The sequence below is a fragment of the Streptomyces sp. NRRL S-1022 genome, assembly GCF_000720135.1.
In the GTDB taxonomy this organism is placed as follows: Bacteria; Actinomycetota; Actinomycetes; order Streptomycetales; family Streptomycetaceae; genus Streptomyces.
Genome location: NZ_JOIU01000007.1, coordinates 30,828 through 54,969 on the forward strand (window position 1 = coordinate 30,828; position 24,142 = coordinate 54,969).

The 24,142-nt window shown below is 72.9% G+C and carries 23 protein-coding genes; 14 read left to right on the forward strand and 9 right to left on the reverse strand.

Annotation, left to right across the window (positions count from 1 at the left end; translation table 11 throughout):
• Positions 1-73: 73 nt before the first annotated feature.
• The 5 genes from IG05_RS0109295 to IG05_RS0109315 all read left to right on the forward strand — a co-directional run bounded on the left by IG05_RS0109295 (position 74) and on the right by IG05_RS0109315 (position 6,864).
• Entirely contained in the window at positions 74-697 is a 624-nt protein-coding gene (locus IG05_RS0109295; RefSeq protein WP_030340923.1) for a GntR family transcriptional regulator, read from the forward strand.
• Positions 698-977: 280 nt separating this feature from the next.
• Positions 978-3,680: a pyruvate dehydrogenase (acetyl-transferring), homodimeric type gene (aceE, locus tag IG05_RS0109300; RefSeq protein WP_030340924.1), complete on the forward strand. Its 2,703-nt coding sequence runs from the start codon at positions 978-980 to the stop codon at positions 3,678-3,680.
• Positions 3,681-3,739: 59 nt separating this feature from the next.
• Positions 3,740-4,726, forward strand: a complete 987-nt coding sequence (locus tag IG05_RS0109305) for a helix-turn-helix transcriptional regulator (RefSeq protein ID WP_030340927.1) — start codon at positions 3,740-3,742, stop codon at positions 4,724-4,726.
• Between the two features lie 66 nt (positions 4,727-4,792).
• Entirely contained in the window at positions 4,793-5,311 is a 519-nt protein-coding gene (locus tag IG05_RS0109310; protein WP_030340935.1) for a DUF4240 domain-containing protein, read from the forward strand.
• A 368-nt stretch (positions 5,312-5,679) separates the two neighbouring features.
• The gene (locus IG05_RS0109315) at positions 5,680-6,864 is read left to right on the forward strand and encodes a MarP family serine protease (protein WP_030340938.1); all 1,185 of its coding nucleotides are present in this window, start codon (positions 5,680-5,682) and stop codon (positions 6,862-6,864) included.
• 33 nt (positions 6,865-6,897) lie between these two features.
• Here the strand turns inward: IG05_RS0109315 and IG05_RS0109320 are convergent, their stop codons facing one another.
• Positions 6,898-7,386 (reverse strand): GNAT family N-acetyltransferase, encoded by a 489-nt coding sequence (locus IG05_RS0109320; protein WP_030340940.1) that lies wholly within the window; start codon positions 7,384-7,386, stop codon positions 6,898-6,900.
• A gap of 74 nt (positions 7,387-7,460) precedes the next feature.
• Here IG05_RS0109320 and IG05_RS0109325 point away from each other — a divergent pair, with 74 nt between their 5' ends.
• The gene (locus tag IG05_RS0109325) at positions 7,461-8,357 is read left to right on the forward strand and encodes a TIGR01777 family oxidoreductase (protein WP_030340943.1); all 897 of its coding nucleotides are present in this window, start codon (positions 7,461-7,463) and stop codon (positions 8,355-8,357) included.
• 180 nt (positions 8,358-8,537) lie between these two features.
• On the forward strand, positions 8,538-9,902 hold the full coding sequence (locus tag IG05_RS0109330; RefSeq protein WP_030340946.1) for an NAD(P)/FAD-dependent oxidoreductase: 1,365 nt from the start codon (positions 8,538-8,540) through the stop codon (positions 9,900-9,902).
• 7 nt (positions 9,903-9,909) lie between these two features.
• On the opposite strand, the gene IG05_RS0109335 is transcribed toward IG05_RS0109330, so the two are convergent.
• On the reverse strand, positions 9,910-11,367 hold the full coding sequence (locus tag IG05_RS0109335) for a hypothetical protein (RefSeq protein ID WP_030340949.1): 1,458 nt from the start codon (positions 11,365-11,367) through the stop codon (positions 9,910-9,912).
• A gap of 239 nt (positions 11,368-11,606) precedes the next feature.
• Here IG05_RS0109335 and lipB point away from each other — a divergent pair, with 239 nt between their 5' ends.
• From lipB to IG05_RS0109365, 6 genes are all read left to right on the forward strand, one after another.
• Positions 11,607-12,428: a lipoyl(octanoyl) transferase LipB gene (gene lipB / locus IG05_RS0109340; protein ID WP_030340952.1), complete on the forward strand. Its 822-nt coding sequence runs from the start codon at positions 11,607-11,609 to the stop codon at positions 12,426-12,428.
• 145 nt (positions 12,429-12,573) lie between these two features.
• The gene (gene lipA / locus IG05_RS0109345; RefSeq protein WP_030340954.1) at positions 12,574-13,557 is read left to right on the forward strand and encodes a lipoyl synthase; all 984 of its coding nucleotides are present in this window, start codon (positions 12,574-12,576) and stop codon (positions 13,555-13,557) included.
• A 230-nt stretch (positions 13,558-13,787) separates the two neighbouring features.
• Positions 13,788-13,988, forward strand: a complete 201-nt coding sequence (locus IG05_RS0109350; protein WP_030340956.1) for a hypothetical protein — start codon at positions 13,788-13,790, stop codon at positions 13,986-13,988.
• Positions 13,989-14,046: 58 nt separating this feature from the next.
• Positions 14,047-14,748 carry a DUF4191 domain-containing protein gene (locus IG05_RS0109355; RefSeq protein ID WP_030340958.1) on the forward strand — a complete coding sequence of 234 codons (702 nt, stop codon included), beginning with the start codon at positions 14,047-14,049 and terminating at the stop codon, positions 14,746-14,748.
• A 66-nt stretch (positions 14,749-14,814) separates the two neighbouring features.
• On the forward strand, positions 14,815-15,903 hold the full coding sequence (locus tag IG05_RS0109360; RefSeq protein WP_030340959.1) for a right-handed parallel beta-helix repeat-containing protein: 1,089 nt from the start codon (positions 14,815-14,817) through the stop codon (positions 15,901-15,903).
• A 43-nt stretch (positions 15,904-15,946) separates the two neighbouring features.
• On the forward strand, positions 15,947-17,011 hold the full coding sequence (locus tag IG05_RS0109365) for a methyltransferase (RefSeq protein WP_234335813.1): 1,065 nt from the start codon (positions 15,947-15,949) through the stop codon (positions 17,009-17,011).
• 73 nt (positions 17,012-17,084) lie between these two features.
• Here the strand turns inward: IG05_RS0109365 and IG05_RS0109370 are convergent, their stop codons facing one another.
• From IG05_RS0109370 to IG05_RS0109400, 7 genes are read right to left on the reverse strand one after another with little or no spacing between them, the layout of a single operon-like run.
• Positions 17,085-17,417, reverse strand: a complete 333-nt coding sequence (locus tag IG05_RS0109370) for a TcmI family type II polyketide cyclase (RefSeq protein ID WP_030340963.1) — start codon at positions 17,415-17,417, stop codon at positions 17,085-17,087.
• A 21-nt stretch (positions 17,418-17,438) separates the two neighbouring features.
• Positions 17,439-17,918, reverse strand: a complete 480-nt coding sequence (locus IG05_RS0109375) for an SRPBCC family protein (RefSeq protein WP_030340965.1) — start codon at positions 17,916-17,918, stop codon at positions 17,439-17,441.
• 1 nt (position 17,919) lies between these two features.
• Positions 17,920-18,174 carry an acyl carrier protein gene (locus IG05_RS0109380; RefSeq protein WP_030340967.1) on the reverse strand — a complete coding sequence of 85 codons (255 nt, stop codon included), beginning with the start codon at positions 18,172-18,174 and terminating at the stop codon, positions 17,920-17,922.
• Positions 18,175-18,193: 19 nt separating this feature from the next.
• Complete coding sequence (locus IG05_RS0109385) at positions 18,194-19,438, reverse strand: ketosynthase chain-length factor (RefSeq protein WP_030340969.1); 1,245 nt, start codon at positions 19,436-19,438, stop codon at positions 18,194-18,196.
• A gap of 7 nt (positions 19,439-19,445) precedes the next feature.
• Positions 19,446-20,705, reverse strand: a complete 1,260-nt coding sequence (locus tag IG05_RS0109390) for a beta-ketoacyl-[acyl-carrier-protein] synthase family protein (protein ID WP_030340971.1) — start codon at positions 20,703-20,705, stop codon at positions 19,446-19,448.
• Positions 20,702-21,109, reverse strand: a complete 408-nt coding sequence (locus IG05_RS0109395; protein ID WP_107051326.1) for a cupin domain-containing protein — start codon at positions 21,107-21,109, stop codon at positions 20,702-20,704. Before IG05_RS0109395 ends, IG05_RS0109390 begins: the two co-directional genes overlap by 4 nt.
• A 58-nt stretch (positions 21,110-21,167) precedes the next feature.
• Positions 21,168-22,250, reverse strand: coding sequence for a SchA/CurD-like domain-containing protein (locus IG05_RS0109400; protein ID WP_030340974.1), 1,083 nt, complete (start codon positions 22,248-22,250; stop codon positions 21,168-21,170).
• 199 nt (positions 22,251-22,449) lie between these two features.
• Between IG05_RS0109400 and IG05_RS0109405 the strand changes: the two genes are divergently transcribed.
• Complete coding sequence (locus IG05_RS0109405; protein ID WP_030340975.1) at positions 22,450-24,108, forward strand: FAD-dependent oxidoreductase; 1,659 nt, start codon at positions 22,450-22,452, stop codon at positions 24,106-24,108.
• Positions 24,109-24,142: the final 34 nt, after the last annotated feature.

Here is a 24,142-nt window from a genome sequence, read left to right on the forward strand (position 1 = left end):
CACCCCCACGCGCCCTACCCGCGGAGCGGACCGGCCTTATTGTCTAAACGTCAGCCCTCCCTAAGGAGCCCTCATGACCGCGCCCGTCGTCCACTCGCTGCGCGAGCAGATCCGCGAGCACATCGTGGAGGGGATCGTCAGCGGGCGCTGGCAGCCGGGCGAGCGCATCGTTGAGCGCCGGATCGCCACCGAGCTGGAGGTCAGCCAGACCCCGGTCCGGGAGGCCCTGCGCGAGCTGGAGTCGCTGCGCCTGATCGAGTCGGCCCCCAACAAGGGCGTCCGCGTGCGCAACCTGACCGCGGCCGACCTGGAGGAGAGCTACCCGGTGCGGGCCGGCCTGGAGGCCATCGCGGCGGAGCTGGCGGCGGAGCGCCTGGCGGAGGACTGCTCGGCGCTGGAGCCGCACGTCCTGGCCCTGTACGAGGCCGACCGGCAGGCGGACGGCACCGGTCAGGTGCGCCACACGGTCGGCTTCCACCGCGAGCTGGTCCGCGCGGCGCGCAACTCGGTGCTGCTGCACACCTGGGAGGGCCTGGGCATCGAGGTGTTCACGGCGCTGTCGATCCGCTGGCTGGGCACGGTCCAGCAGTCGTACGCGGAGGAGCACGAGGAGCTGGTGCAGGCGTTCAAGCGGCGGGATCCGCGTATCGCCGAGCTGGTGAAGGCGCACGTCCTCGGCTGCGCGCCGCGGGCCTGACGGCCCCGGTTCAGCCGAGCGAGCCCGCGCTCAAACGCCGCCTCACCTGCGAAAACAAGGCGTTTTCGCGTCACCCGGTGCCATCACTGAAGGCACCGGGTGCCTACTTTCTCGGAATCAAGACTTTTTCGCCCTCAACCCTTTGATCGATCATCGATCAGCGAGTTACAGTCGCCGACGGACTTCCACCGAGGTCCACTGCCCTGTCCTGCCAAAGACCAAGGGCACCCCCGAACCCTTACCGATGAGGGAACCCCCTTCGACTGAGGAAGGCGGCGACATGACCGACCCCAACGCCATCCAGCCGAGCGCGCTCGACCAGCTCCCGGACCGCGACCCGGAGGAGACCGCCGAGTGGCAGGCCTCCCTGGACGCCGTCGCCAGGGAGGCCGGGCCGCACCGCGCCGCGTACCTGATGCGCCGCACGCTGGAGCGCGCCGAGGCGGGCGGCATCGCGCTGCCGAAGCTCCTCGAAACCGACTACGTCAACACCATCCCGACCGCCGCCGAGCCGGCCGTGCCCGGCGACCCGGAGATGGAAGCCCGGATCACCGCCTGGAACCGCTGGAACGCGGCCGCCATGGTGACCCGCGGCTCGAAGTACGGCGTCGGCGGCCACATCGCCACCTTCGCCTCCGCGGCCTGGCTCTACGAGACCGGCTTCAACCACTTCTTCAAGGGCAAGGAGGGCGACGGCTCGGGTGACCAGCTCTACATCCAGGGCCACGCCTCCCCCGGCATCTACGCCCGCGCCTTCCTCGACGGCCGGCTGACCGAGCACCACCTCGACAACTTCCGCCAGGAGTCGGGCGGCAACGGCCTGCCCTCCTACCCGCACCCGCGCCGCCTGCCCTGGCTGTGGGAGTTCCCGACGGTGTCGATGGGCCTCGGCCCGCTCTCCGCGATCTACCAGGCGCGTTTCAACCGCTACCTGACCAACCGCGCCATCAAGGACGTCTCCGCCTCCCACGTCTGGGCCTTCCTGGGCGACGGCGAGATGGACGAGCCGGAGTCGACGGCGGCCCTCGCGCTCGCCGCGCGTGAGGAGCTGGACAACCTCACCTTCGTCATCAACTGCAACCTGCAGCGTCTCGACGGCCCGGTCCGCGCCAACTTCAAGATCGTGCAGGAGCTGGAGGCCCAGTTCCGCGGCGCCGGCTGGAACGTGATCAAGACGCTGTGGGGCACCGCCTGGGACGAGCTGTTCCAGCTCGACACCACCGGCGCGCTGGTCCGCCGCCTGCGCGAGGTACCGGATGCCCAGGTCCAGACGTACCAGACCCGCGACGCCGCCTACATCCGCCAGGACTTCTTCGGCAAGGACCCGGCGCTCGCCGAGATGGCGAAGCTGCTGAGCGACGACAAGATCCTGGAGTGCTTCCACCTCTCCCGCGGCGGTCACGAGTCCCGCAAGGTCTACGCGGCGTACAAGGCGGCCGTCGAGCACAAGGGCGCGCCGACCGTGATCCTGGCCCAGACGGTCAAGGGCCACACCCTCGGCGAGGGCTTCGCGTCGAAGAACGCCAACCACCAGATGAAGAAGCTGACGGTGGACGAGTTCAAGGCGATGCGCGACCTGCTGGAGCTGCCGATCAAGGACAGCGACTTCACCGACGGCGTGGTGCCCTACGGCCACCCGGGCGCCGACTCCCCCGAGGTCCGCTACCTCCAGGAGCGCCGCGCGGCCCTCGGCGGCCCGGCCCCGGCCCGCCGTACCCACGCGCTGCCCGCGCTGCCCGCCCCGGCGGAGAAGGCGTTCGCCTCCTTCGACAAGGGCTCCGGCTCGCAGAACGTGGCCACCACCATGGCCTTCGTCCGCCTGGTCAAGGACCTGGTCCGCGACAAGGAGACGGGCAGGCGCTGGGTGCCGATCGTCCCGGACGAGGCGCGCACCTTCGGCATGGAGAGCCTCTTCCCGTCCCTGGGCATCTACTCCCCCAAGGGCCAGACGTACGAGCCGGTCGACCGCGACCAGCTGATGTACTACAAGGAGGCCGAGAACGGCCAGATCCTCAACGAGGGGATCACCGAGGCCGGTTCGATGGCCGACTTCATCGCCGCGTCCACCGCGTACGCGACGCACGGCGAGGCGATGATCCCGTTCTACATCTTCTACTCGATGTTCGGCTGGCAGCGCACCGCCGACCAGATGTGGCAGCTCGGCGACCAGCTCGGCCGCGGCTTCCTCGTCGGCGCGACGGCCGGCCGTACGACCCTCACCGGCGAGGGCCTGCAGCACGCCGACGGCCACTCCCCGGTGATCGCCGCGACCAACCCGGCCGCGCTGACGTACGACCCCGCGTTCGCCTACGAGATCGCGGTGATCGTCCGTGAGGGTCTGCGCCGGATGTACGGCGAGGCCAAGCCGGGCGAGGACCAGAACGTCTTCTACTACCTGACGGTCTACAACGAGCCGCTGCCGCAGCCGGCGAAGCCGCAGGGCCTCGGCATCGACGAGGGCATCGTCAAGGGCCTGTACCGCTTCAACACGGCCGAGTCGGCGGGCATCACCGTCGTCGCCGACGCCCCGCGCATCCAGCTGCTCGGCTCGGGCACGGCGATCCACTGGGCGCTTCAGGCGCAGCGGCTGCTCGCCGAGGAGTGGGGTGTGGCCGCCGACGTGTGGTCCGCGACCTCCTGGTCGGAGCTGCGCCGGGACGCGATGGAGGCCGACGCGGCGCTGCTGCGCGGCGAGGAGCGGGTGCCGTACGTCCGCCAGGCGCTGCAGGGCGCCGAGGGCCCGGTGCTGGCCGTGTCGGACTACATGCGCCAGGTCCCGGACCAGATCGCGCAGTGGGTGGAGCAGGACTGGTCCTCGCTGGGCGCCGACGGCTTCGGCCTGTCGGACACCCGTGAGGCCGCCCGCCGCCACTTCGGCGTCGACGCCGAGTCGATCGTCGTCGCGGCCCTGGCCCAGCTCGCCCGGCGCGGCGAGGTGAAGGCCACGGCGGTCAAGGAGGCCCGGGAGAAGTACGGGCTGTAGAGCACCGCTTACCGGCAGGCGGCCCCCGCTCAGGCGGGGGCCGCCTGCATGATGTGTGCATGCGTGCGGCCCGCCTCATCAAGATGGTCCTCCTGCTCCAGTCCCGGCCCGTCATGACCGCCGCCGAGCTGGCGCGGGAGCTGGAGGTGTCGGAGCGGACCGTGACACGGGACGCGCAGGCGCTGTCGGAGGCGGGGGTGCCGGTGTACGCCGACCGGGGGCGGGCCGGCGGGTACCGGCTGGTCGGCGGGTACCGGACGCGGCTGACCGGGCTGGCCCGGAGCGAGGCCGAGGCGCTGTTCCTGAGCGGGGTGCCGGGCGCGCTGCGGGAGATGGGTCTGCAGGACGTCGCCTCGGCGGCCCGGCTGAAGGTGTCGGCCGCGCTGCTGCCCTCGCTGCGGGACGCCCCGGACACCGCCGCGCAGCGCTTCCACCTGGACGCCCCGGCCTGGTTCCGGGAGCCCGGGACGCCCGCGCTGCTGCCGGTGATCGCGGAGGCGGTGTGGGACGACCGCTGCCTCCGGGCCCGCTACCGGCGGGGGGATGCCGAGGTCGAGCGGACGCTGGAGCCGTACGGGCTCGTGCTGAAGGCGGGTGTCTGGTACCTGTGCGCGCGGGTGGCCGGCGGCGGTTCCTTCCGGACGTACCGGATCGACCGGTTCGAGGCCGTCGACGCCCTGGACGGGCGTTTCCAGCGGGCCGCCGACTTCGACCTGCCCGCGCACTGGGCGGGGCACGCCGAGCGGTTCGCCCGGTCGATCCTGCGCGCCGAGGTGGTCGTACGGCTCTCCGCGGACGGTGTGCGCCGGCTGCCGTACGCGGTCGATCCGCTCGCCGCTCGGGAGGCGCTGGCCGGTGCGGGCGCGCCGGACGCCGAGGGCTGGGTGACGCTGACGCTGGCCGTGGAGTCGGAGGAGGTCGCGCACGGCCAGCTGACCGCGCTCGGGGCGGAGGCGGAGGTGCTGGCTCCGGCGAGCCTGCGGGAGCGGTGCGCGGCGGACGCGGCCCGGCTGGCGGCGCGGTACGCCCGCGGGGACGCCGGCTGACGGCCCGCGCGCGGCGCGGTACTCCGCGTGCGGCTCACCGGCCGAGGCCCGATGCTGGTGACCGTGATGGACGAGACGGAGTTCTGGGAGCTGATCGACTCCACCCGGGAGGCCGCCGAGGGCGACCCCGAGGACCAGGCCGACCTGCTCGTGGACCGGCTGCTCCGGCTGGATCCCGAGCTGGTTTTGGACTTCGCCCGTCACTTCGAGGCCCGCTACAACCGCGCCTACCGCTGGGATCTGTGGGGCGCGGCCTGGCTGCTGCTGGACGGGTGCAGCGACGACGCGTTCGACTTCTTCCGGTGCTGGCTGATCGGCCAGGGCCGGGAGGTGTTCGAGGGCGCGCTGCACGATCCGGACGCGCTGGCCGAGCTGCTGGGCGAGTTCGACGAGGAGATCGACGGCGACGGCGAGGAGCTGGGGTACGCGGCGGACGAGGCGTACGAGCAGCTCACCGGCGCGGTCGCGCCCGATCTGGGTATCGCCCCGGCGCCCGCGGAGCCGCAGGGCACGCCGCTGGACCTGGAGAGCGACCGGGTGCTCGCCGAGCGGTACCCCCGCCTGTGGGAGCGGTTCAGGGAGTGACGCCGGCTCCGGCGCGGCCGGCCGTGACGGCGTGGCGCGTCGGGGCCGCGTCGGCCTGGTCCTCACCTGTCCCGCACCCGGGCGGCTTACGGCCGCGTCCGGCCGTGGGGCGCGGGGCTCGCGGCGGGCTGCGTGCCGTCTTTGGCGTCCCTGCGGACCGGGGGCCGGGGGGCTCGGTACCGCGGGCGCCGCGGGGTGCCCGTGATGTGCGCTGTGCCACCGGATGGAACCATCGTCCTGGTCCGGGTCGTTCCTGGGGGTGCACGCGTACCTGACCGGTTCCGCCGCCCGGTGACCGTCTCCGGTGCGTGTGCTGATCAGCGGACCGGCCCGGTCCGTACTGAGGGGTCCGAGAGAAAGGCGGCTCCGTGGATCTGCTCGACCTGGTGCTTGTGCTGGTGATCGCCGTCTACGCGGTGTCCGGGTACCGGCGCGGCCTGGTGGCCGGCTGCGTCTCGCTGGCCGGGTTCGTGGGCGGTGCGGTCGTCGGCGTGTGGCTGCTGCCCTGGGTGACGGGTCAGGTGGAGCGGGGCACGTCGGCGGCGACGGTGCTCGCGGTGCTGACGGTGCTGGTACCGGCGGTGGTGGGGCACGAGCTGGCGGGCCGGCTGGCGCTGCGGCTGCGCGGGGAGCTGGACCGGGGTCCGCTGCGGGTGGCGGACGGACTGGGGGGTGCCGCGGCGAACTCGGTCGCGGTGCTGATCGTGGCCTGGGTGGCGGCGAGCGTGCTGAGCGCGGCCCCGGCGCAGCCCCTGACGACGGCGATACGGAACTCGGCGCTGCTGGGCGCGGTGCAGGAGGCGATGCCGCAGACCACGCCGGCCTGGTTCGCGCGGGCCACGTCCGCGCTGACCGAGGCGGGCTTCCCGCAGGTCTTCAACCCGTTCGAGAACGAGTCGACGGCCCGGGTGGCCCGGCCGACCGGGGACAGCGTCACGCCGGCCGCGGCGAGCGCCGCCAAGCGGAGCTCGGTGAAGATCGAGGGCGCCGCGGGCGTGGAGGGCCGTGAGGGCAGCGGGTTCGTGTACGCACCGCAGCGGGTGATGACCAACGCGCACGTGGTGGCGGGCATCGACGACCCGGGCGTGCGGGTCGGCGGGGTGGGGCCGTCGTACCGGGCGCGGGTGGTGCTGTTCGACCCGGACCGGGACGTGGCGGTGCTGTACGTGCCGGGGCTGCGCGCGCCGGTGCTGCGGTTCGACCCGGGTGCCGCGCGCGGGGACGCGGCGGTGGTGGCGGGCTATCCGCAGGACGGGGCGCTGGACCTGCAGGCGGCGACGGTGGCGAACCGGGTGCGGGCGACCGGCCAGAACATCTACAACGACCGCACGGTCACCCGGGAGATCTACTCGGTCCGCTCCACGGTCCGGCCGGGCAACTCCGGCGGCCCGCTGCTGACCACGGACGGCAGGGTGTTCGGGGTGGTCTTCGCCCGGTCCACCTCGGACGCCGAGACGGGGTACGCGCTGACGGCGGCCGAGGTGGCGGGCGACGCCCGGCGTGCGGCCACGGCGACGGCGCGGGTGGACACGGGCCGGCTGGCCGACTCGTAGGCCCCGGCGCGGGGGCCGGCGGGTGCGCGGGGCCTACAGGGCGCGGCCCATGCACACGTCGTCGACGTACCGGCCGTCGATGAGGAACTCCTGCGGCAGCACGCCCTCGACGGCGAACCCCTCGGACGCGTACAGCGCCCGGGCGGGGGTGTTGTGCCCGAGGACGCGCAGGGTGAGGCGGCGCGCGCCGCGCCGGCGGGCCTCCGCGACGGCGGCCCGGACCAGGGCGCGCCCGACGCCGCGTCCGCGCGCCTCCACGGCGACGGCGAAGCCCTGGACGGCCAGGACGTGCGCGTTGGAGGGCAGCGGGGTGGCGGGGACGAGGCGGATGTAGCCGAGGAGGCGTCGGCCGGCCTCGGCGACGAGGTAGTCGTCGGGGCGGTGCCGCTCGTCGAAGAACGGCGGGTAGGGCGGCTGCGGCCGGGGGGCCACCGCGTGCAGGGTGGACCAGGTCGCCCGGTCGAGGACGGCGAGTTCCTCCTCGTCGGCGGGCCGGGCGGTGCGTATGTGCGGCTCGGGCATGACGGTCACCCTACGGCGGGCGGCCCGGGCGTCCCACCGGGTTACCGGGGGGGCTGGGCGGTCATGCTGGGGTCATGGAACGTTCACGTATCGCGGTGGCCGGCGCGTCCGGTCTCATCGGCAGCGCTCTGGTGCGGTCCCTGACCGCGGACGGGCACGAGGTGGTCCGGCTGGTGCGGCGGGCCCCCCGGGGGGCGGACGAGATCCGCTGGGACCCCGGGCGGGGTCACGTCGACGCGGCCGGGCTGGCCGGGTGCGACGCGGTGGTCAACCTGGCGGCGGCCGGGGTGGGCGACCGGCGCTGGAGCCCGGAGTACAAGCGGCTGCTCCGGGACAGCCGGGTGCTGGGCACGACGGCGCTGGCCGAGGCGGTGGCCGCGCTGCCCCGCCCGCCGCGGGTGTTCGTGAACGGCAGCGCGATCGGCTTCTACGGCGACACGGGCGACCGGGTGGTGGACGAGGACGCGCCGCCCGGCGACGGCTTCCTGGCCTCGCTGTGCGTGGAGTGGGAGGAGGCGGCGGCGCCCGCGCGGGAGGCGGGGGTGCGGACGGTGTGCGCGCGGACGGGGCTGGTGGTGGCCCGGGAGGGCGGGGCCTGGGGGCGCTTGTTCCCGCTGTTCCGGGCGGGGCTCGGGGGGCGGCTGGGCGACGGGCGGCAGTACTGGTCGTACATCGCGCTGCACGACGAGGTCGCGGCGATCCGGCACCTCATCGACCACGACGACCTGTCGGGTCCGGTCAACCTGACGGCTCCGCAGCCGCTGACGAACGGTGAGATCACCGCGGCGATGGCCCGCGCGCTGCACCGGCCGGCGCTGTTCGCGGTGCCCGCCCCGGTGCTGCGGACGGCGCTCGGGGAGATGGCCGGGGATGTGCTGGGCAGCCAGCGCGTGGTGCCGAGACGGTTGCTGGAGTCGGGGTTCCGGTTCGCGTTTCCGGGCATCGACGAAGCGATCCGTGCGGCCCTCTGAGCCGGCTGACAACACCGGCGAACGAAAGTGACCGTATGCGACCTCCATGCGACCGTGCCCTGTTGATGCGCGACTCCTTATGACCGATCGCGCCCCTACCCTCGACCCGAACCCGGGTATCCCTTGCGCCTGTTGGGGGCATCACGTCTCCACCGGTCGCGCAACCACAGGAGGGGCCTCGTGCTTGAGCCCGCGTACCAGGTGGACGTCGTCATCGTGGGAGCCGGAATCGCCGGCCTCTCGGCGGCTCATCGGCTGACCAGTGCAGGAATCACCACCGCGGTCCTGGAGGCGGCCCCCTGCGTCGGGGGCCGCATGTCGACCGAGAAGGTCGACGGCTTCCGGCTCGACCGCATCGGACAGCTGCTGTCCACGTCCCATCCCGAACTCGGCCTGACCCCGGGCCTGGACGCCCTGACCCTGCGCCGCTTCGCGCCGGGCGTCCTGCTGCACCACGACGGCCGCACCCAGCGCGCGGGCGAGCCGGCGGCCGCCGGGAGCGCACGGGGCGCACGGGGCGCACTCCATGTGGTGCGCGCCCTCGCCAGCGCACCCCGGGGTACGGCGGCCACGCCCGGCGCGCCGGTGGGCGGCGCGGTGGACCAGGCCCGGCTGGGCGCCGCGCTCGGCCGGATCGCGGCGACCCCCGTCGAACGCCTCCTGGCCCGCCCCGAGATGCCGGCCGCGCAGGCGCTCGCCCAGCGCGGGGTGCCGGCGCGCACCGTCGACGGCTTCCTGCGCCCGCTGCTCGCCGCGCTGCTGTGCGACCCGGGGCTGACCACCTCCAGCCGGTGCGCCGACCTGGCGCTGCACGCCTTCGCGAGCGGGCGGCTGTGCGTGCCGGAGGGCGGCGCCGAGATGCTGCCCGAGCTGCTGGCCAGGGCGCTGCCGCCGGGCACCGTGCACACCGGCGTGCGGGTCACCTCGGTGGCGACGACCTCGGTGGCCACCGCCGAGCACGGGGAGGTCCGCTGCCGGGCGGTGCTGCTGGCGACGGACGCGCGGGCCGCGGCCGAACTGCTGCCGGGGCTCAGGGTGCCGGACTTCCACCCGGTGACGGTCGTCCACCACACGGCGGACGACCCGGCGGCGGCCTTCCCGACGGGCAGCTCGCTGCTGCTGGACGCCGACCGGGGCGGGCCGGTGGCGCACACGGCGGTGCTCAGCAACGTGGACCCGAGCCGGGCACCGGCCGGCCGCGTGCTCATCTCGTCGACGGTGCTGGGCACCCCGCCGGAAGGGGTGGACACTGCGGTCCGCATCCACCTCTCCCGCCTGTACGGCACCTCGACCCGCCGCTGGGAGACGCTGGCCGTGCACCACACCCCCGAGGCGGTCCCCGCCATGCGCCCCCCGCACGACCTGCGCCGCCCGGTACGCCTGCTGGCGGGCCTCTACGTCTGCGGCGACCACCGCGACACCAGCACCGTCCAGGGCGCCCTGCATTCGGCCCACCGCGCCGCGTCGGCCATCCTGGCCGATCTGGGCGCCGCGGGTTCGATGCACAGCGCGGACCCGGCCCCGACGCTGCCGAGGGCGGCGTAGGCGGCCCTCACCCCAGTGCCGCCACCTTCTCCCGGTACACCCGCACCGGCGCCGCGTCCCGATAGGGCTCCAGCCGGCGCTCGAACTCCCTCACGTACTCCACGGCGCGGGCCGAGCGCATCTCCGCGGCCTGCCCCGCCGCCTCCGCGGCGATCGCGCACGCCTGGTCCAGCTCGCCGAGGCCGAGGCGCGCGGTGGCGAGCACGACCCGGCAGAACAGGCGGCTGCGGGCGTAGGTGGGCGCCCGCAGCTGCAGGGACCGCTCGGCGTGCTGCGCGGCCGCCCGGAACTGCTGCAGGTCGCGGTGGCAGTGCCCGAACTCGTCGGCGAGCTGCGCCTCGTCGAAGAACGCCGCCCAGTACGGCACGTCGTCCCCGGGCCGGGCCGCCTCCAGGGCGCGCTCGGCCCGCACCAGCGCCGCGGTGCACGCCCGCACCTCGCCGAGGACCCCGTGCGCCCGCGCCTCGGAGGCGTGCAGCAGCGCCTGGACGACCGGCGGCGCGCCCGTGCCGACGCCCTGCTGGGCGACCCGCGCCAGCTGCACCGCCTCCCGGCCGTGGCCGAGGTAGACGGCCTGGCGGCTCATGGTGACCAGGACGTACGAGCCGTAGGCCCGGTCGCCGGCCGCCTGGGCGAGCCGCAGGGCCTGCACGAAGTACCGCTGGGCGAGCCCGTGCGCGGCGATGTCGTACGAGGTCCAGCCCGCGAGCCGGGTCAGGTCGGCGGCGGCGCCGAACAGCCGGCGACCGGTCTGCTCGTCGTAGCTGCCGCGGAGCATCGGCTCGCACTCGTGCTCCAGGTAGCGCACCAGGGCCTGCCGGGCGTGGCCGCCGCCGAACCGGTCGTCGAGGGTGCGGAACAGCTCGCCGACCGAGTGCAGGGCGGCGATGTCACCGCTGCCGACGCGGTGTCCGGAGCCGCGCTCGGCCTGGCCGCGCGACCGCGGCGGGGCCGGCAGCTGGAGTCTGGCCGCACCGGGCCGGCCCTGCGGCGGCACCCGGGGCCCCGGTTCCCGGGCCACCCGGTCGTCGGCCTTGCCGATCAGCCAGTCCCGGCTGGGCACCACGAGCCCCGCCGGGGTGAAGGCGATCTTGCGCAGCTCGGCGTGGCTGCCGGAGTCCTTGCGCCACAGCCCGCTGACGATGTCGACGGCCTCCTCCGGGGTGGCCGCGAACTCCAGCCCGGCGTAGACCGGGGCGCAGGCGTCCAGGCCGAGGTCCTGGGCGGTGAGCCGGCGCCCGAGGCGGCGGGTGAACACCTCGGCGATGAGGGCGGGGGTGGTCCCCCGCGGCTGCTGTCCGCGCAGCCAGCGGGTGACGGAGGTCTTGTCGTATCTCAGGTCCAGCCCGTGCTCAAGGCCGAGCTGGTCGACGCGACGAGCCAGACCCGCGTTGGAGAACCCCGCCTCTGCGATGAGCGCGGCGAGCTGGCGGTTGGGGGTGCGCTGCGCGGGTCGGTCCGTCATCTGCGGTGCGGTCTCCTGCCTTCCGGGCCCTCGATGTGCCCGGATTGCCGTTGAGCAGCCCTTATGGCCTCACGAACGGCGCGAATGTAGCGGAGAGTGAGCAGACGGTCGCATACTTCGCGGGGCATTCATCCGATCGTGTGAGGAACGCCCCCAGGGCTGACGTACTCCGGTCGGACGTACAGTGGCGTGGGCGCGATACGTGCCTGACACATCCTTCGCCGAGGGAGGCGCTTGCCGTGAGTGAGTTGCGGTTCGTCCGCATGGGGTTCGGTGCCGATGCCGTCGACTACCAGGAGGCCTGGGACGAGCAGCGCCGGGTGCACGCGGCCCGGTTCGCCGACGAGGTCCCGGACACCGTGATCCTGCTGGAGCACCCCCCGGTCTACACGGCGGGCCGGCGCACCGAGGACAGCGAGCGTCCGCTGGACGGCACCCCGGTCGTCGACGTGGACCGCGGCGGCAAGATCACCTGGCACGGCCCGGGCCAGCTGGTCGGCTACCCGATCCAGAAGCTGCCCCGTCCGGTGGACGTGGTCGCGCACGTACGGCGGCTGGAGGAGGCGATCATCCGCGCCTGCGCCGAGTTCGGCCTGGAGACCACGCGGGTGGAGGGCCGCAGCGGCGTCTGGGTGCTCGGCGACCCGGTCGAGCAGCGGCCGGCCTGGGGGTCCCCCCGGCCGGAGGCTGGGGGAGGCCTGTCCCTGGACTTCGACCCCCGGCTGCACGACGAGGAGTTCGACCCGCGCCTCAACGGCCCCGAGTACGCCCCGTCCAACGCGGGCCAGCGGCGCGAGGACCGCAAGATCGCGCAGATCGGCATCCGGGTGGCCAAGGGCGTCACCATGCACGGCTTCTCGTTCAACGTGAACCCCGACATGAAGGCGTTCGACCGGATCATCCCGTGCGGGATCCGGGACGCGGGGGTGGCCTCCCTCGCGGGCGAGCTGGGCCGGGACGTCACCATCGAGGAGGTCCTGCCGATGGTGGAGAAGCACCTGAAGGACGTCCTGGAGCAAGCGGACCTGAAGCCCCGGGTCGTCGAGAAGGCCTCCGCCTGATCGTCCGTCCGGGGAATGCGCCCTGCGACAGCGGGGTTGGCCTCGACGGCAGGGCGCACAGAGCACGGGCGTACCCTGGTGTACGCCGAAGAATCGAAGTCACAGGGAGCCGGTCGTGTCCGCAGTCGCACCCGACGGGAAGCAAGTGCCAAGCCCTGACGGGCGGCGATTGCTGCGCCTTGAGGTCCGCAACAGCCAGACCCCCATCGAGCGCAAGCCCGAGTGGATCAAGACCCGGGCGAAAATGGGCCCCGAGTACACCGCGATGCAGAAGCTCGTGAAGAGCGAGGGCCTGCACACGGTCTGCCAGGAAGCCGGCTGCCCGAACATCTACGAGTGCTGGGAGGACCGCGAGGCGACCTTCCTCATCGGCGGCGACCAGTGCACCCGGCGCTGTGACTTCTGCCAGATCGACACCGGCAAGCCCGAGGCGCTCGACCGCGACGAGCCGCGCCGCGTGGGCGAGTCCGTGGTCACCATGGACCTGAACTACGCGACCATCACCGGCGTCGCCCGCGACGACCTGGCGGACGGCGGCGCCTGGCTGTACGCCGAGACCGTGCGCCAGATCCACCAGCAGACCGCGGACCGCGAGGGCGGCCGCACCAAGGTGGAGCTGCTGGCCCCCGACTTCAACGCGGTGCCCGAGCAGCTGGCCGAGGTCTTCTCCTCCCGGCCCGAGGTCTTCGCGCACAACGTCGAGACGGTCCCGCGGATCTTCAAGCGGATCCGCCCCGGCTTCCGCTACGAGCGCTCCCTGAAGGTCATCACCGAGGCCCGCGACTTCGGCCTGGTCACCAAGTCGAACCTGATCCTCGGCATGGGCGAGACCCGCGAGGAGGTCGGCGAGGCGCTGCGTCAGCTGCACGACGCGGGCTGCGAGCTGATCACCATCACCCAGTACCTGCGCCCCTCCGTCCGGCACCACCCGGTGGAGCGCTGGGTGAAGCCGCAGGAGTTCGTGGAGCTGAAGGAGGAGGCCGAGCAGATCGGCTTCTCCGGTGTGATGTCCGGCCCGCTGGTGCGGTCGTCGTACCGTGCCGGGCGCCTGTACCAGATGGCCGTCGAACAGCGTCATTCAGCTGCTCCGCAGCGGGGCGGCGCGTTCGTCGCCGGCCAGGCGGTGTGAGCCGAGCGTGTGAATTCGCGCACAAGGTATTACCGGCCAGTAATGGCCAGGACGACGCGGTCCTGACCGTCCTCGCTGATGAGGACGTCCGTCAGGGCCGCGTCGGCGTTTCCGAGCCCCCTATCAGACCTTCATGGGCGTTTGACCGGCCGGACACGCCCTGGTAACACCAATCAGTGACTCTGGTATCACGCCCCGTATCTCCACCGCTCCGAGGGGGGACCTCGATCATGCAGGCCGCACCCGTACGCGCCACCGCCATCCCGACCTTCACCGACGCCCTGCGGGCCGTCGAGTCCCTGCTCATGAGCGGCGGTCAGCGCACCGCCCGCCGCAACGCGTGGACGTCCGTCCTGGAGGACCGCCGCCGGGCCAAGGACCGGGTCGAGGCCCAGCGGGTCCTGGACCAGGCCGCCGCCGGCCGCCCCTGATCCTCCCCGCCGGGCACTGCCGTCGTCCGCGCTCCTGGGGGCACGTAGACTTCGTGGCATGGCGAGGAAGGAAACCGCGGCGGACGCCGCGAACGCAGGGCGACTGAAGCAGATCGCCCTCACGTACAAGATGACCCGCAAGGCCGACAAGACGATCGGCCTTGTACTCGCGGCCGTCGGCATCGGCACCCTCGGTGTCTTCCTCGCGATCGGCTTTCTGATCGGCCACCCGGTCTATCTGGGCATCTTCGGCCTGCTGATCGCTCTGCTGGCGACGGCGATCGTGTTCGGCCGCCGGGCCGAGCGGGCCGCCTTCGGCCAGATGGAGGGCCAGCCGGGCGCCGCCGCGGCCGTGCTGGACAACATCGGCCGGGGCTGGACGACGACTCCGGCGGTGGCGATGAACCGCAGCCAGGACGTGGTGCACCGGGCCGTCGGCAAGGCCGGCATCGTGCTGGTCGCCGAGGGCAACCCGAACCGGGTGAAGACCCTGCTGGCCGCCGAGAAGAAGAAGATGAACCGCATCGTCGCGGACGTCCCGGTGCACGACCTGATCGTCGGCGACGGCGAGGGCCAGGTCGAGCTGAAGAAGCTCCGCACCACCATGCTGAAGCTCCCGCGCGTGCTCACCGGCCCCCAGGTCACGGCCACCAACGACCGGCTGCGCGCCCTGGGCGACCTGATGAGCAACATGCCCCTGCCGAAGGGCCCGATGCCCAAGGGCATGAAGCTCCCGAAGGGCGGCCCGCGGGGCCGCTAGCGCTGACACGCCGCCGAACGGAGCATCCGGCCGGTAATCGGGTCGTCCGCTCCTAGCCTTCGGGGTGTGACAAAACGACACATTGCGTACCTGGCATGCGCCACGACCCTCGTCGGGGCAGTCGTCGGCGCCACCCCGGCGTCGGCCGCCCACCGAGTCCTCGTGGTGCATGCGGGTGAGTCGATCCAGAAGGCGGTCAACGCCGCCAAGGCCGGCGACACCGTGTTCGTGCTCGCCGGCACCTACCGTGAGAGCGTCACGGTCAAGACGGCCGGCCTGACCCTGCGCGGTGCGGGCCCCGGCACCGTGATCCAGCCCCCCGCCAAGAAGACCAAGCCCGCCCCGCACGGCAAGAAGGCCGCCGTCACCTGCCTCTCGGACGGCAACGGCATCTGTGTGGTGGGGGGCAAGACCAAGCCCCTCACCGGCGTCACCGTCTCCGATCTGAAGGTGACGGGCTTCGCCCGGAGCGGCCTGTTCTCCATGGGCACCGACCGGCTGACCGTGAAGCGTGTGATCGCCGAGCACAACGGCCAGTGGGGCATCGCCCAGGAGCACTCCACCCGCGGGCTGTTCCGCAACAACACCGCCCTGGCCAACGGGGACGCGGGGCTGTTCCTCGCCAACAACGTCAAGGCCGAGCAGGGCGCCACGGACAGCAAGGGCGCGGTGGCCGACCACAACCGGCTGCAGGGCAACCGGATCGGCATCACCGTCCGCCGGCTGCGCAACCTCGCCGTCACGAACAACTACGTCACCGGCAACTGCGCGGGCGTGTTCGTCGTCGGCGACGAGAACAAGCCGCGGGCCGGCGCCCTCACCGTCAGCGACAACCTGGTCGTGCAGAACAACAAGTACTGCCCGAAGACCGCCCGGCTGCCCTACCTGAAGGGCTCCGGCATCGTGCTGACCGGCACCGAGAAGGCCCTGGTGACGCGGAACCGGGTCACCGGCCACCAGGGCAAGTCCCCGCTGTCCGGCGGCATCGTCCTGTTCAAGAGCTTCGTGGGCGCCCCCAGCGAGAAGAACCGGATCACCGGCAACCGGCTGGCGGACAACTCCCCGGCGGACCTCGTCAACCAGGAGACCGTCAAGAGCGGCAACGCCTTCACCGGCAACTCCTGCCGGGCCTCCCGGCCCGCGGGCCTGTGCTGACCGGACGGCCGTACCCGATCCACGCAAGGAAGGAAGGCGGCACATGACCGCACCATCCCGCGCGCCCTCGGCTCCCCCGGAGCCCGGGGCACCCCCCTCCCCTCCCCCGTCGATGCGGCTGCGCGAGCTCGCGTTCGGGGCGGCCTGCGCCGCCGCGGTCCGCGCCGCCGCCCGGCTGGGCGTCGCCGACGCGCTCGGCGACGCCCCCATGACCGTGGACACCCTGGCGGCGGCGCTGCACACCGAGCCGGGGCCGCTGCGCCGGCTGCTGCGCGCCCTGTCCTGCTACGGCGTCTTCGCCGAGCGGCCGGACGGGACGTTCGCCCACACCGAGATGTCCCGGCTGCTGCGCGAGGACGACCCGAACAGCCTGCGGGCCATCGCGATGTGGTGCACCGAGCCGTGGACCTGGGACGCCTGGCCGCTCCTGGACCAGGCGGTGCGCACCGGCCGCAACGTCGTGGAGGACCTGTACGGCAAGGAGTTCTTCACCTACCTCAACGAGGACGCCCCCGAGTCGGCGGACGTCTTCAACCGCGCGATGACCCGCTCCAGCGAGCAGTCGGCGCGCGAGGTGGCGGCCCTGCTGGACCTGTCCGGCAGCCGCTCGGTGGCGGACATCGGCGGCGGCCAGGGGCACGTGGTGGCCTGCCTGCTGGACAAGTACCCGGCGATGCACGGCAGCCTGCTCGACCTGCCCCGGGTGGTCGAGAAGGCCCTGCCGCGGCTGCGCGAGGGCGGTGACCTCGCCGACCGCGTGCGGATCGTGCCGGGCGACGTCCGGGACGCCGTCCCGGTCGAGGCCGACGTCTACATCATCAAGAACATCCTGGAGTGGGACGACGAGAGCACGACCCGGCTGCTGCGCAACGTCGTCGAGGCGGGCGGGCCCGGCACCCGCGTCGTCGTCATCGAGAACCTGGTGGACGACACCCCCTCGATGCGCTTCAGCACCGCCATGGACCTGCTGCTCCTGCTGAACGTGGGCGGGGCCAAGCACACCACGGACAGCATGGTCGGCCGGCTTGAGGCGGCGGGCCTGGCCGTCGGGGACATCCGCCCGGTCAACCCGTTCCTGCACGCGTTCGACTGCATGGTCCCCGCGTGAGCGACTCACCCCAGCACACCGGTGCCGGGTCCGCGTCGGACGCGGGCCCGGCACCGGTGGTCCGGCCGGAGGGTCAGGCGCCGGCGTCGCGCTCCCAGAGGTAGAAGCGCTGGGCCATGGCGTCCTTCGGGGAGCGCCAGGTCTCCGGGTCGTACGCGCTGACGTACGCCGTGAGCCGCTCGCTGACCTCCTTGAACTCGGGGTGCGAGGTGATCTTGGCGATGGCCGGCCCGGGCTCGCGGTCGGATTCGATGAGGTGCATGTACACATCACCGAACTGGAAGAGGCTGCGCCGGACGACACCGACGAGGTGCGGCAGCTCTCCGCGGTCGGACTCCTCGAACACCTTGGCGATGCCGGGGGCGGAGCCCGGGGCCATACGGGCGACGATCAGGGCCTGGTGCACGGTCGTCTCCTGTCGTCCGGCTCAGTCGGCCAGGGCCGGGGCGGGCCGCTCGCCGGCGGCCGCCTTCTCGATCTTCTCCCGGATCAGCTCCAGCTGGATCTTGGAGTTCCGGTTGATGTTGTCGGTCATCCAGTCGTCGTCGACCGGCGCGTCCGGCTTCATCGCGAAGTCCTGCGTCCAGACCATCCGGGTGCCGGCGGGGACCTCCTCGTACCGCCAGTGGATGTTCATGTGGGCGAAGGGGCCGGTCTCCACCCGGCGCGCCTTGACGGTCCGGGAGGCGCGGTCCGGCTCGCGCTCGGAGACCCAGCTCCAGACGGTGCCGTTCTCGTCCGGGTGCATGGTGAGCCGGAAGGTGGTCTTCTCGCCCTCCCGCTTGAGGACCTCCACCGACGCGTACTCGCTGAACAGCTGCGGCCAGCGCTCCAGGTCGTTGGTCATGTCCCAGACCAGGTCCAGCGGGGCGGCGATGGTGATCTCGTTCCGGGTGTGTCCTGCCATGTCAGGCTCCTGCCATCAGGGTGCTGTTGACGAGGTTGAGGAACTGCTGCGGCGTCTTGCAGCGCTCCGCGTCGACCGGCATCGGGGTGCCGTGCGTGTTCTCCAGTTCGCCGACGATGCCGAGCAGGCCGAGCGAGTCGACGCCGAGGACGTCGAAACCGGTCTCCGGCTGCTCCTTCAGCTGCTCCGGGCTGACGGTGACCCCGGCGGCCTTCTTCATCAGCGCGGCGAGTTCTTCCACGGTGATCTGGGGCATGTTCTCCTCCTTTGCTTCCTCACTGCGCGGTGCCGCGTCGCAGCACCAGCGCCGAGTTCGACCCCATGAGTCCGCGGCTGAGGACCAGCGCCGTCCGCAGTTCTGCGACACGGGCGCGGCCCGTCACGAGGTCGAGGTCGTGGCAGACGTCGAAGACGTTCGGCGTCGGCGGGATCAGGCCGTGTTCCATCGCGAGCACGGCCGCCGCGGTGTCCAGCACGGGGGCCGCGCAGTACCCCCGGCCGATCCCGGCCTTCGGCGCGGTGACCGGTACCCGGGTGCCGCGCTCACCGAGGACGTCGGCGATGGCCAGCGCCTCGGCCCGGTCCGCCGCCGGGACCCCGAGGGCGTCGGCGAAGACGACGTCGACCTCCTCGGGGGCGCAGCAGGCCTCCCGCAGGGCCTGCCGGGCGGCCTGCGCGAGGCCCTCCCGGGACGCCTCCCAGCGGGAGGCGCCGGTGAAGGTCGCCCCGTGGCCCGCCACGAAGGCCTGGATCCGGGCGCCGCGGGCGCGGGCGGTGCCCGACGCCTCCACCACGAGCATGGCGCCGCCCTCGGCGGGCACGAACCCGCAGGCCCCGTCCGTAAACGGGCGGTAGGCCCGGGACGGGTCCGGCTCGCGGCTCAGTTCGTCGTAGCCGAGCTGGCAGACCATCGAGTACGGCGCGAGGGGTGCCTCGGTGGAGCCGGCCACGATCACGTCGGTGCCGCGCCGTACCGCCCGTGCCGCGTGGGCGAGGGCGTCCAGGCCGCCGGCCTCGTCGGAGGCGACGACCGAGCAGGGTCCCTTGAAGCCGCGGCGGATGGACACCTGGCCGGTGCTCGCGGCGTAGAACCAGGCGATGGACTGGTACGGCCCGACGAACCGGCTGCCCTTGCCCCACAGCTGCTGCAGTTCGCGCTGGCCGAACTCGCCGCCGCCGGATCCGGCCGCGGTGACCACGCCGATGGAGTAGGGCGCGTCGGGCACGCTGCCCGGCCCGAGCCGGGCGTCGTCCAGCGCGAAGTCGGCCGCGGCCATGGCGTAGTGCGTGAACCGGTCGGTCTGGACGAGGAAGCGCTCCTCGATCGTCGCCGCCGGGTCGAAGGCGCGGACCTCACCGGCCACCCTGAGGGGAAGGTGCTCGCAGCCCTCGCGGGTGATCCGGTCGAGGACGCTCAGGCCCTCCTGGGTGGACTTCCAGAAGGTGCCGGTGGTGGTGCCGTTGGGCGCGACCACACCGATGCCGGTGATGGCCGCGTGCCGGTCCTGCGGTTCGCTCATCGTGTCCTCACTCCCTCGGCCGGGTCAGGATCACCGCGGACTGGAAGCCGCCGAACCCGCTGCCCACGGACAGCACGCTGGTCAGCTTCCGTTCGCGGGCGACACGCGGGACGTAGTCCAGGTCGCACTCGGGGTCGGGGATCTCGTAGTTCGCGGTCGGCGGTACGACCTGCTTGACGAGGGCCAGTACGCAGGCGACCAGCTCGATGGCACCGATCGCCCCGAGGGAGTGCCCCACCATGGATTTGATGGAGCTCATCGGGGTGTCGTACGCGTGGTGGCCGAGCGCCCGCTTCACGGCCGCCGTCTCGTGGCGGTCGTTCTGCCGGGTGCCGGAGCCGTGCGCGTTGACGTAGTCGATCGCCGTGGGGTCGAGCCGCGCCTGGTCGAGGGCGGTGTCGATGGCACGCGCCATCTCCAGTCCCTCCTTGGTCAGGCCGGTCATGTGGTAGGCGTTGCCGAAGGTGGCGTAGCCGCCGAACTCGCAGTACACGTGGGCACCGCGGGCCCGGGCGTGCTCCAGTTCCTCCAGGACGAGCACCGCGCCGCCCTCGCCCATGACGAAGCCGTCACGGTTGTTGTCGAAGGGCCGGGAGGCGTGCGCGGGGTCGTCGTTGTTCGGGGACGTGGCCTTGATCGCGTCGAAGCAGGCCATGGTGATCGGGGAGATCGGCGAGTCCGACGCCCCGGCGATGCATATGTCGGCCCGGCCCTCCTGGACGGTGTGGAAGGCGTACCCGACGGCGTCCAGGCCGGAGGTGCAGCCGGTGGAGACGGTCTGTACCGGGCCCTGTGCGCCGAAGCGTTCCGCCACCGCGGAGGCCACGGTGCTCGGGGAGAACGCCCGGTGCAGCTGCGGCTCCGCCTCGGTGTGGTCGACGTCCCAGCGCCGGCCACGGTGGCTGACCAGGACGTAGTCGTGCTCCAGCCGGGTGGTGCCGCCGACGGCGGTGCCCAGGGAGACACCGACCCGCCAGGGGTCCTCCCGGGCGAGGTCGAGACCGGAGTCCCGTACCGCCTCCTCGCCGGCGACCAGGGCGAACTGTATGTACCGGTCCGCCCGCTGGACCTGGTCGGCGTCCAGGCCGTGTGCGGCGGGATCGAAGTCGCACTCGGCGGCGATCCGGGACCTCAGCCCGGTCGGGTCGAAGAACGTGATGCCCCGCGTCGCGGTACGGCCTTCGGCGAGCAGCCCCCAGAACGCCGGTACGCCGATCCCGCCCGGTGCCACGACGCCTATGCCGGTGACCGCCACGCGCCGGCTCATGAGCGGACCTGCGCCCGGTCGGCCGGCGCGGCGGCGACGGTTTCCGTCCCCTCGGTGTCGACGTGACCGAGGGCCGGCCGGGGGGCCAGCGGGCCCAGGTGGAAGACGATCCGCGCCTCCACGTCGCCGACGTTGCGGAAGCGGTGGCGCATGTTCATGGGGATCATCAGCCCCTGCTCGGGCCGCAGCGGGTGCGGTTCCCCGTCCAGGTCCACCTCCAGCCGGCCGCAGACGACGTAGACGAACTCCTCGGAGTAGGGGTGGTAGTGCTCCCCGATGCGGTCGCCGGGCTGCACGATGGCCACGCCCATGAAACCGCTGGTGGAGCCCACCGTCGCCGGGGTGAGCATGGCGCGCAGATCGCCGCCGCGCCGGGTGTTGGGGTCGACCTCGCTGAGGTCCACGATCTTCGGAAGGGGTTTGATCACGGCATTCCTCCGTTGGTGTGCTGGGCCTGCCGGGTCAGGCGTCGGGCGAGCGGCGGTCGGTGACGAGGTCCATGCCGACGGGCTCCCCGTCCAGCAGGCTGCCGAGCGCGTCCTGCCGTCCGGGCTCCGGTAGCAGGACCCGGGCGCCCGGGCCGGGGCGTACGTCGACCAGCCGGACGACGACGTCGTCGCGCTGGAAGATCGTGCTGCGCAGGATCGGGTCGTCCGGGTCCTCCGCCGCCGCCTCGTCCTGCTGGGCGAGCAGCTCCGCCAGCCGCATGCCGCGGTCCGGCCGGGCCGGGTAGTACAGCGCCTGCCGCTCGCCCTCGGTGAGTTCGTCCGCGGTGACGTGGTGCACGGCGGGCAGCGCCGCCCGGGTGAAGAACACCCGCGCGGACTCCTGGTCGTCGAGGTCGCGCTCCTGCTCCAGGTAGGGGTTGATGGCCTCCTCGACGGCCCGCACCTCGGGCTGCCGGGCGACGTGGCGCAGCGCCGCGAGCAGGTCGCCGCGCACCTCGATGGCCCGCACGACCCGGTTGCCGTGCATGAACAGGGAGGTACGGCACAGCCGGGTCGTCTCGTCGACCTGCGCCTCGGGCGAGGCGTAGTCGGAGAGGATCCGCTTGACCTCCCGCTCGCTGCCCGGCTTGACCGTGAAGGTCAGCGCGTGCCGGATCACGCCGTCGCCGATCCGCGGGGAGGCCTGGAGCCGGCGCCGCGACGCGGCCCCGGCCGGCTCGCCGCCGGTCTCGCGGACGATGTGGAACCGCAGCGACCGGGTGTCCCGGACGCAGCTGTGCAGCGGTTCCACCATCCGCACGTGCTCCTCGCTGTTCACCCAGGTGAGGAACGGCGGGGCGCTCTCCCACTCGCTGGTGATGAGCCATTGGGAGGGGTTCTCGATCGACTGGCACAGCTGGTCGCTGACGTGGCCGGGCACCTGCGCCACCTGGTTGCACAGTTGTTCGTAGGCCTCCAGGAACTGCTGCTGGGCACCGTCGTGGACGTCCACGAGCAGGACGACCCGGAGACGGGAGCCGTCGAACACGGACTGGGAGACCCTCTTCGACACCTCGCGCGTCGACTGGTCCGAGATCTTTTCCGACAGGGTGGTCATGCTGCGCATCTCCTTCACGGGGGCAGAGGCGAACGCCGGCCGCCGATGACGCGACGTCAGCGCTCCTTGATCCTGTGCCGCTTCCCGCGGTGCGCGCGACTCGCGTGAACCACGTGGGTGATGAAGTACGCGAAAGCCGTCTCAGCGGGCACAGAAACAGCGACGCGCCTCACATCCCGACCCTGCCTCTGGAGACTCGATGCAGCACAAAGCCGATCACCAGGTGCCCGTCCTCGTCGTGGGCGGCTCTCTGGTGGGCCTGTCCCTCTCCCTGTTCCTGGGCCGTCTCGGCGTACCGCACATGCTCGTCGAGCGGCACTCCGGAACGTCGATCCACCCGCGTGGCCGCGGCAACAACCTGCGCACGATGGAGCTGTTCCGGGTGGCCGGCATCGAGCCGGACATCAAGGCGGCGGCCTCGCTCCTCGCGGCCAACCACGGCATCCTCCAGACTCCGACGCTGGTCGGCGACGCCGGCGAATGGCTGTTCAGAGAGATCGACCCGGGCGGCGGACTGGCGAAGTTCAGCCCCACGACGTGGTGCCTGTGCAGCCAGAACGACCTCGAACCGGTGCTGCTGAAGGGGGCCCGCGCCCTCGGCGGCGACCTGCGCTACTTCCACGAACTGGAGGCGGTCGAGCAGGACCCCGAAGGGGTGACGGCGTTCGTCCGGGACCGTGACAGCGACGCGCTGTACACCGTCCGGGCGGACTATCTGGTCGCGTGCGACGGCCCGCGCAGCCCGGTCCGCAACCGGCTCGGCATCGGACAGAGCGGGCCGGGCGACCTCTTCGCCAACGTGAGTGTCACCTTCCGCTCCAAGCTGCTCGCCGAGACGGTCGGCGACCGGCACTTCATCTGCTGCTATCTCACGAACCCCGAGGCCGACGGCGCCCTGCTGCCCGTCGACAACACGGAGCACTGGGTCTTCCACGCCCCCTGGCACCCGGAGCACGGCGAGACCCTGGAGGAGTTCACCGAGGAGCGGCTCCAGCGGCACATCCGGCTGGCCGTCGGCGTCCCCGACCTCGACGTCGAGATCACCGGCAAGGCGTCCTGGCGCGCCGCGGAACGCGTCGCCGAGCGGTACTCGGCCGGCCGGGTCCTGCTCGCCGGCGACTCCGCCCACGAGATGTCCCCGACCGGCGCCTTCGGCTCCAACACCGGCATCCAGGACGCCCACAACCTGGCCTGGAAGCTGTCCGCCGTCCTCGACGGCTGGGCCGGACCGGGTCTGCTGGAGACCTACGACACCGAACGCCGGCCCGTCGCCCTGGCCACCAGCGCCCGCGCCTCGGCCCGGTCGGTGGAGCACAGCCACCCCGGTTTCGCGCCCACGCCCGGCGTCGGCGGCGGCCCGCGCAGCGGCATCCTCCCGGTGGTCCTGTGCTACCGCTACCTGGAGGGCGCCGTCCTGGACGCCGACCCCACCCATCCGGTCGTACCCGACGCGGTGCGGCTGACCGCGGACCCGGGCAGCCGGTCCCCGCACCTGTGGCTGCGCCGGGCGGGCGCCCGGCTCTCCACGGTCGACCTGTACGAGCGGTCCATGGTGCTGCTCTGCGACGCCGGGTCGGCGGCGGGCGCCGCCTGGCACGCGGCCGCCCGCCGCATCGCCGGCACGGACGGCGTACGGCTGGAGGCGTACCGGATCGGCGCGGGTGCGGACGCCGACCTGACGTACGACGGAGAGGGACCCGGCGGCGGCACGGACTGGGCCGCGGCGCACGGCACGACGGCCGACGGGGCGGTGCTGGTACGGCCGGACGGGTTCGTCGCCTGGCGCGCGGCCGGCGCGGCGGCGGACCCGGAGGCGGAGCTGCGGGGGGTGCTGGCGGCGGTCCTGCGCAGGGGCTGAGCACACCGGTGAGCCCGGCGGCCGCCGGGCTCAC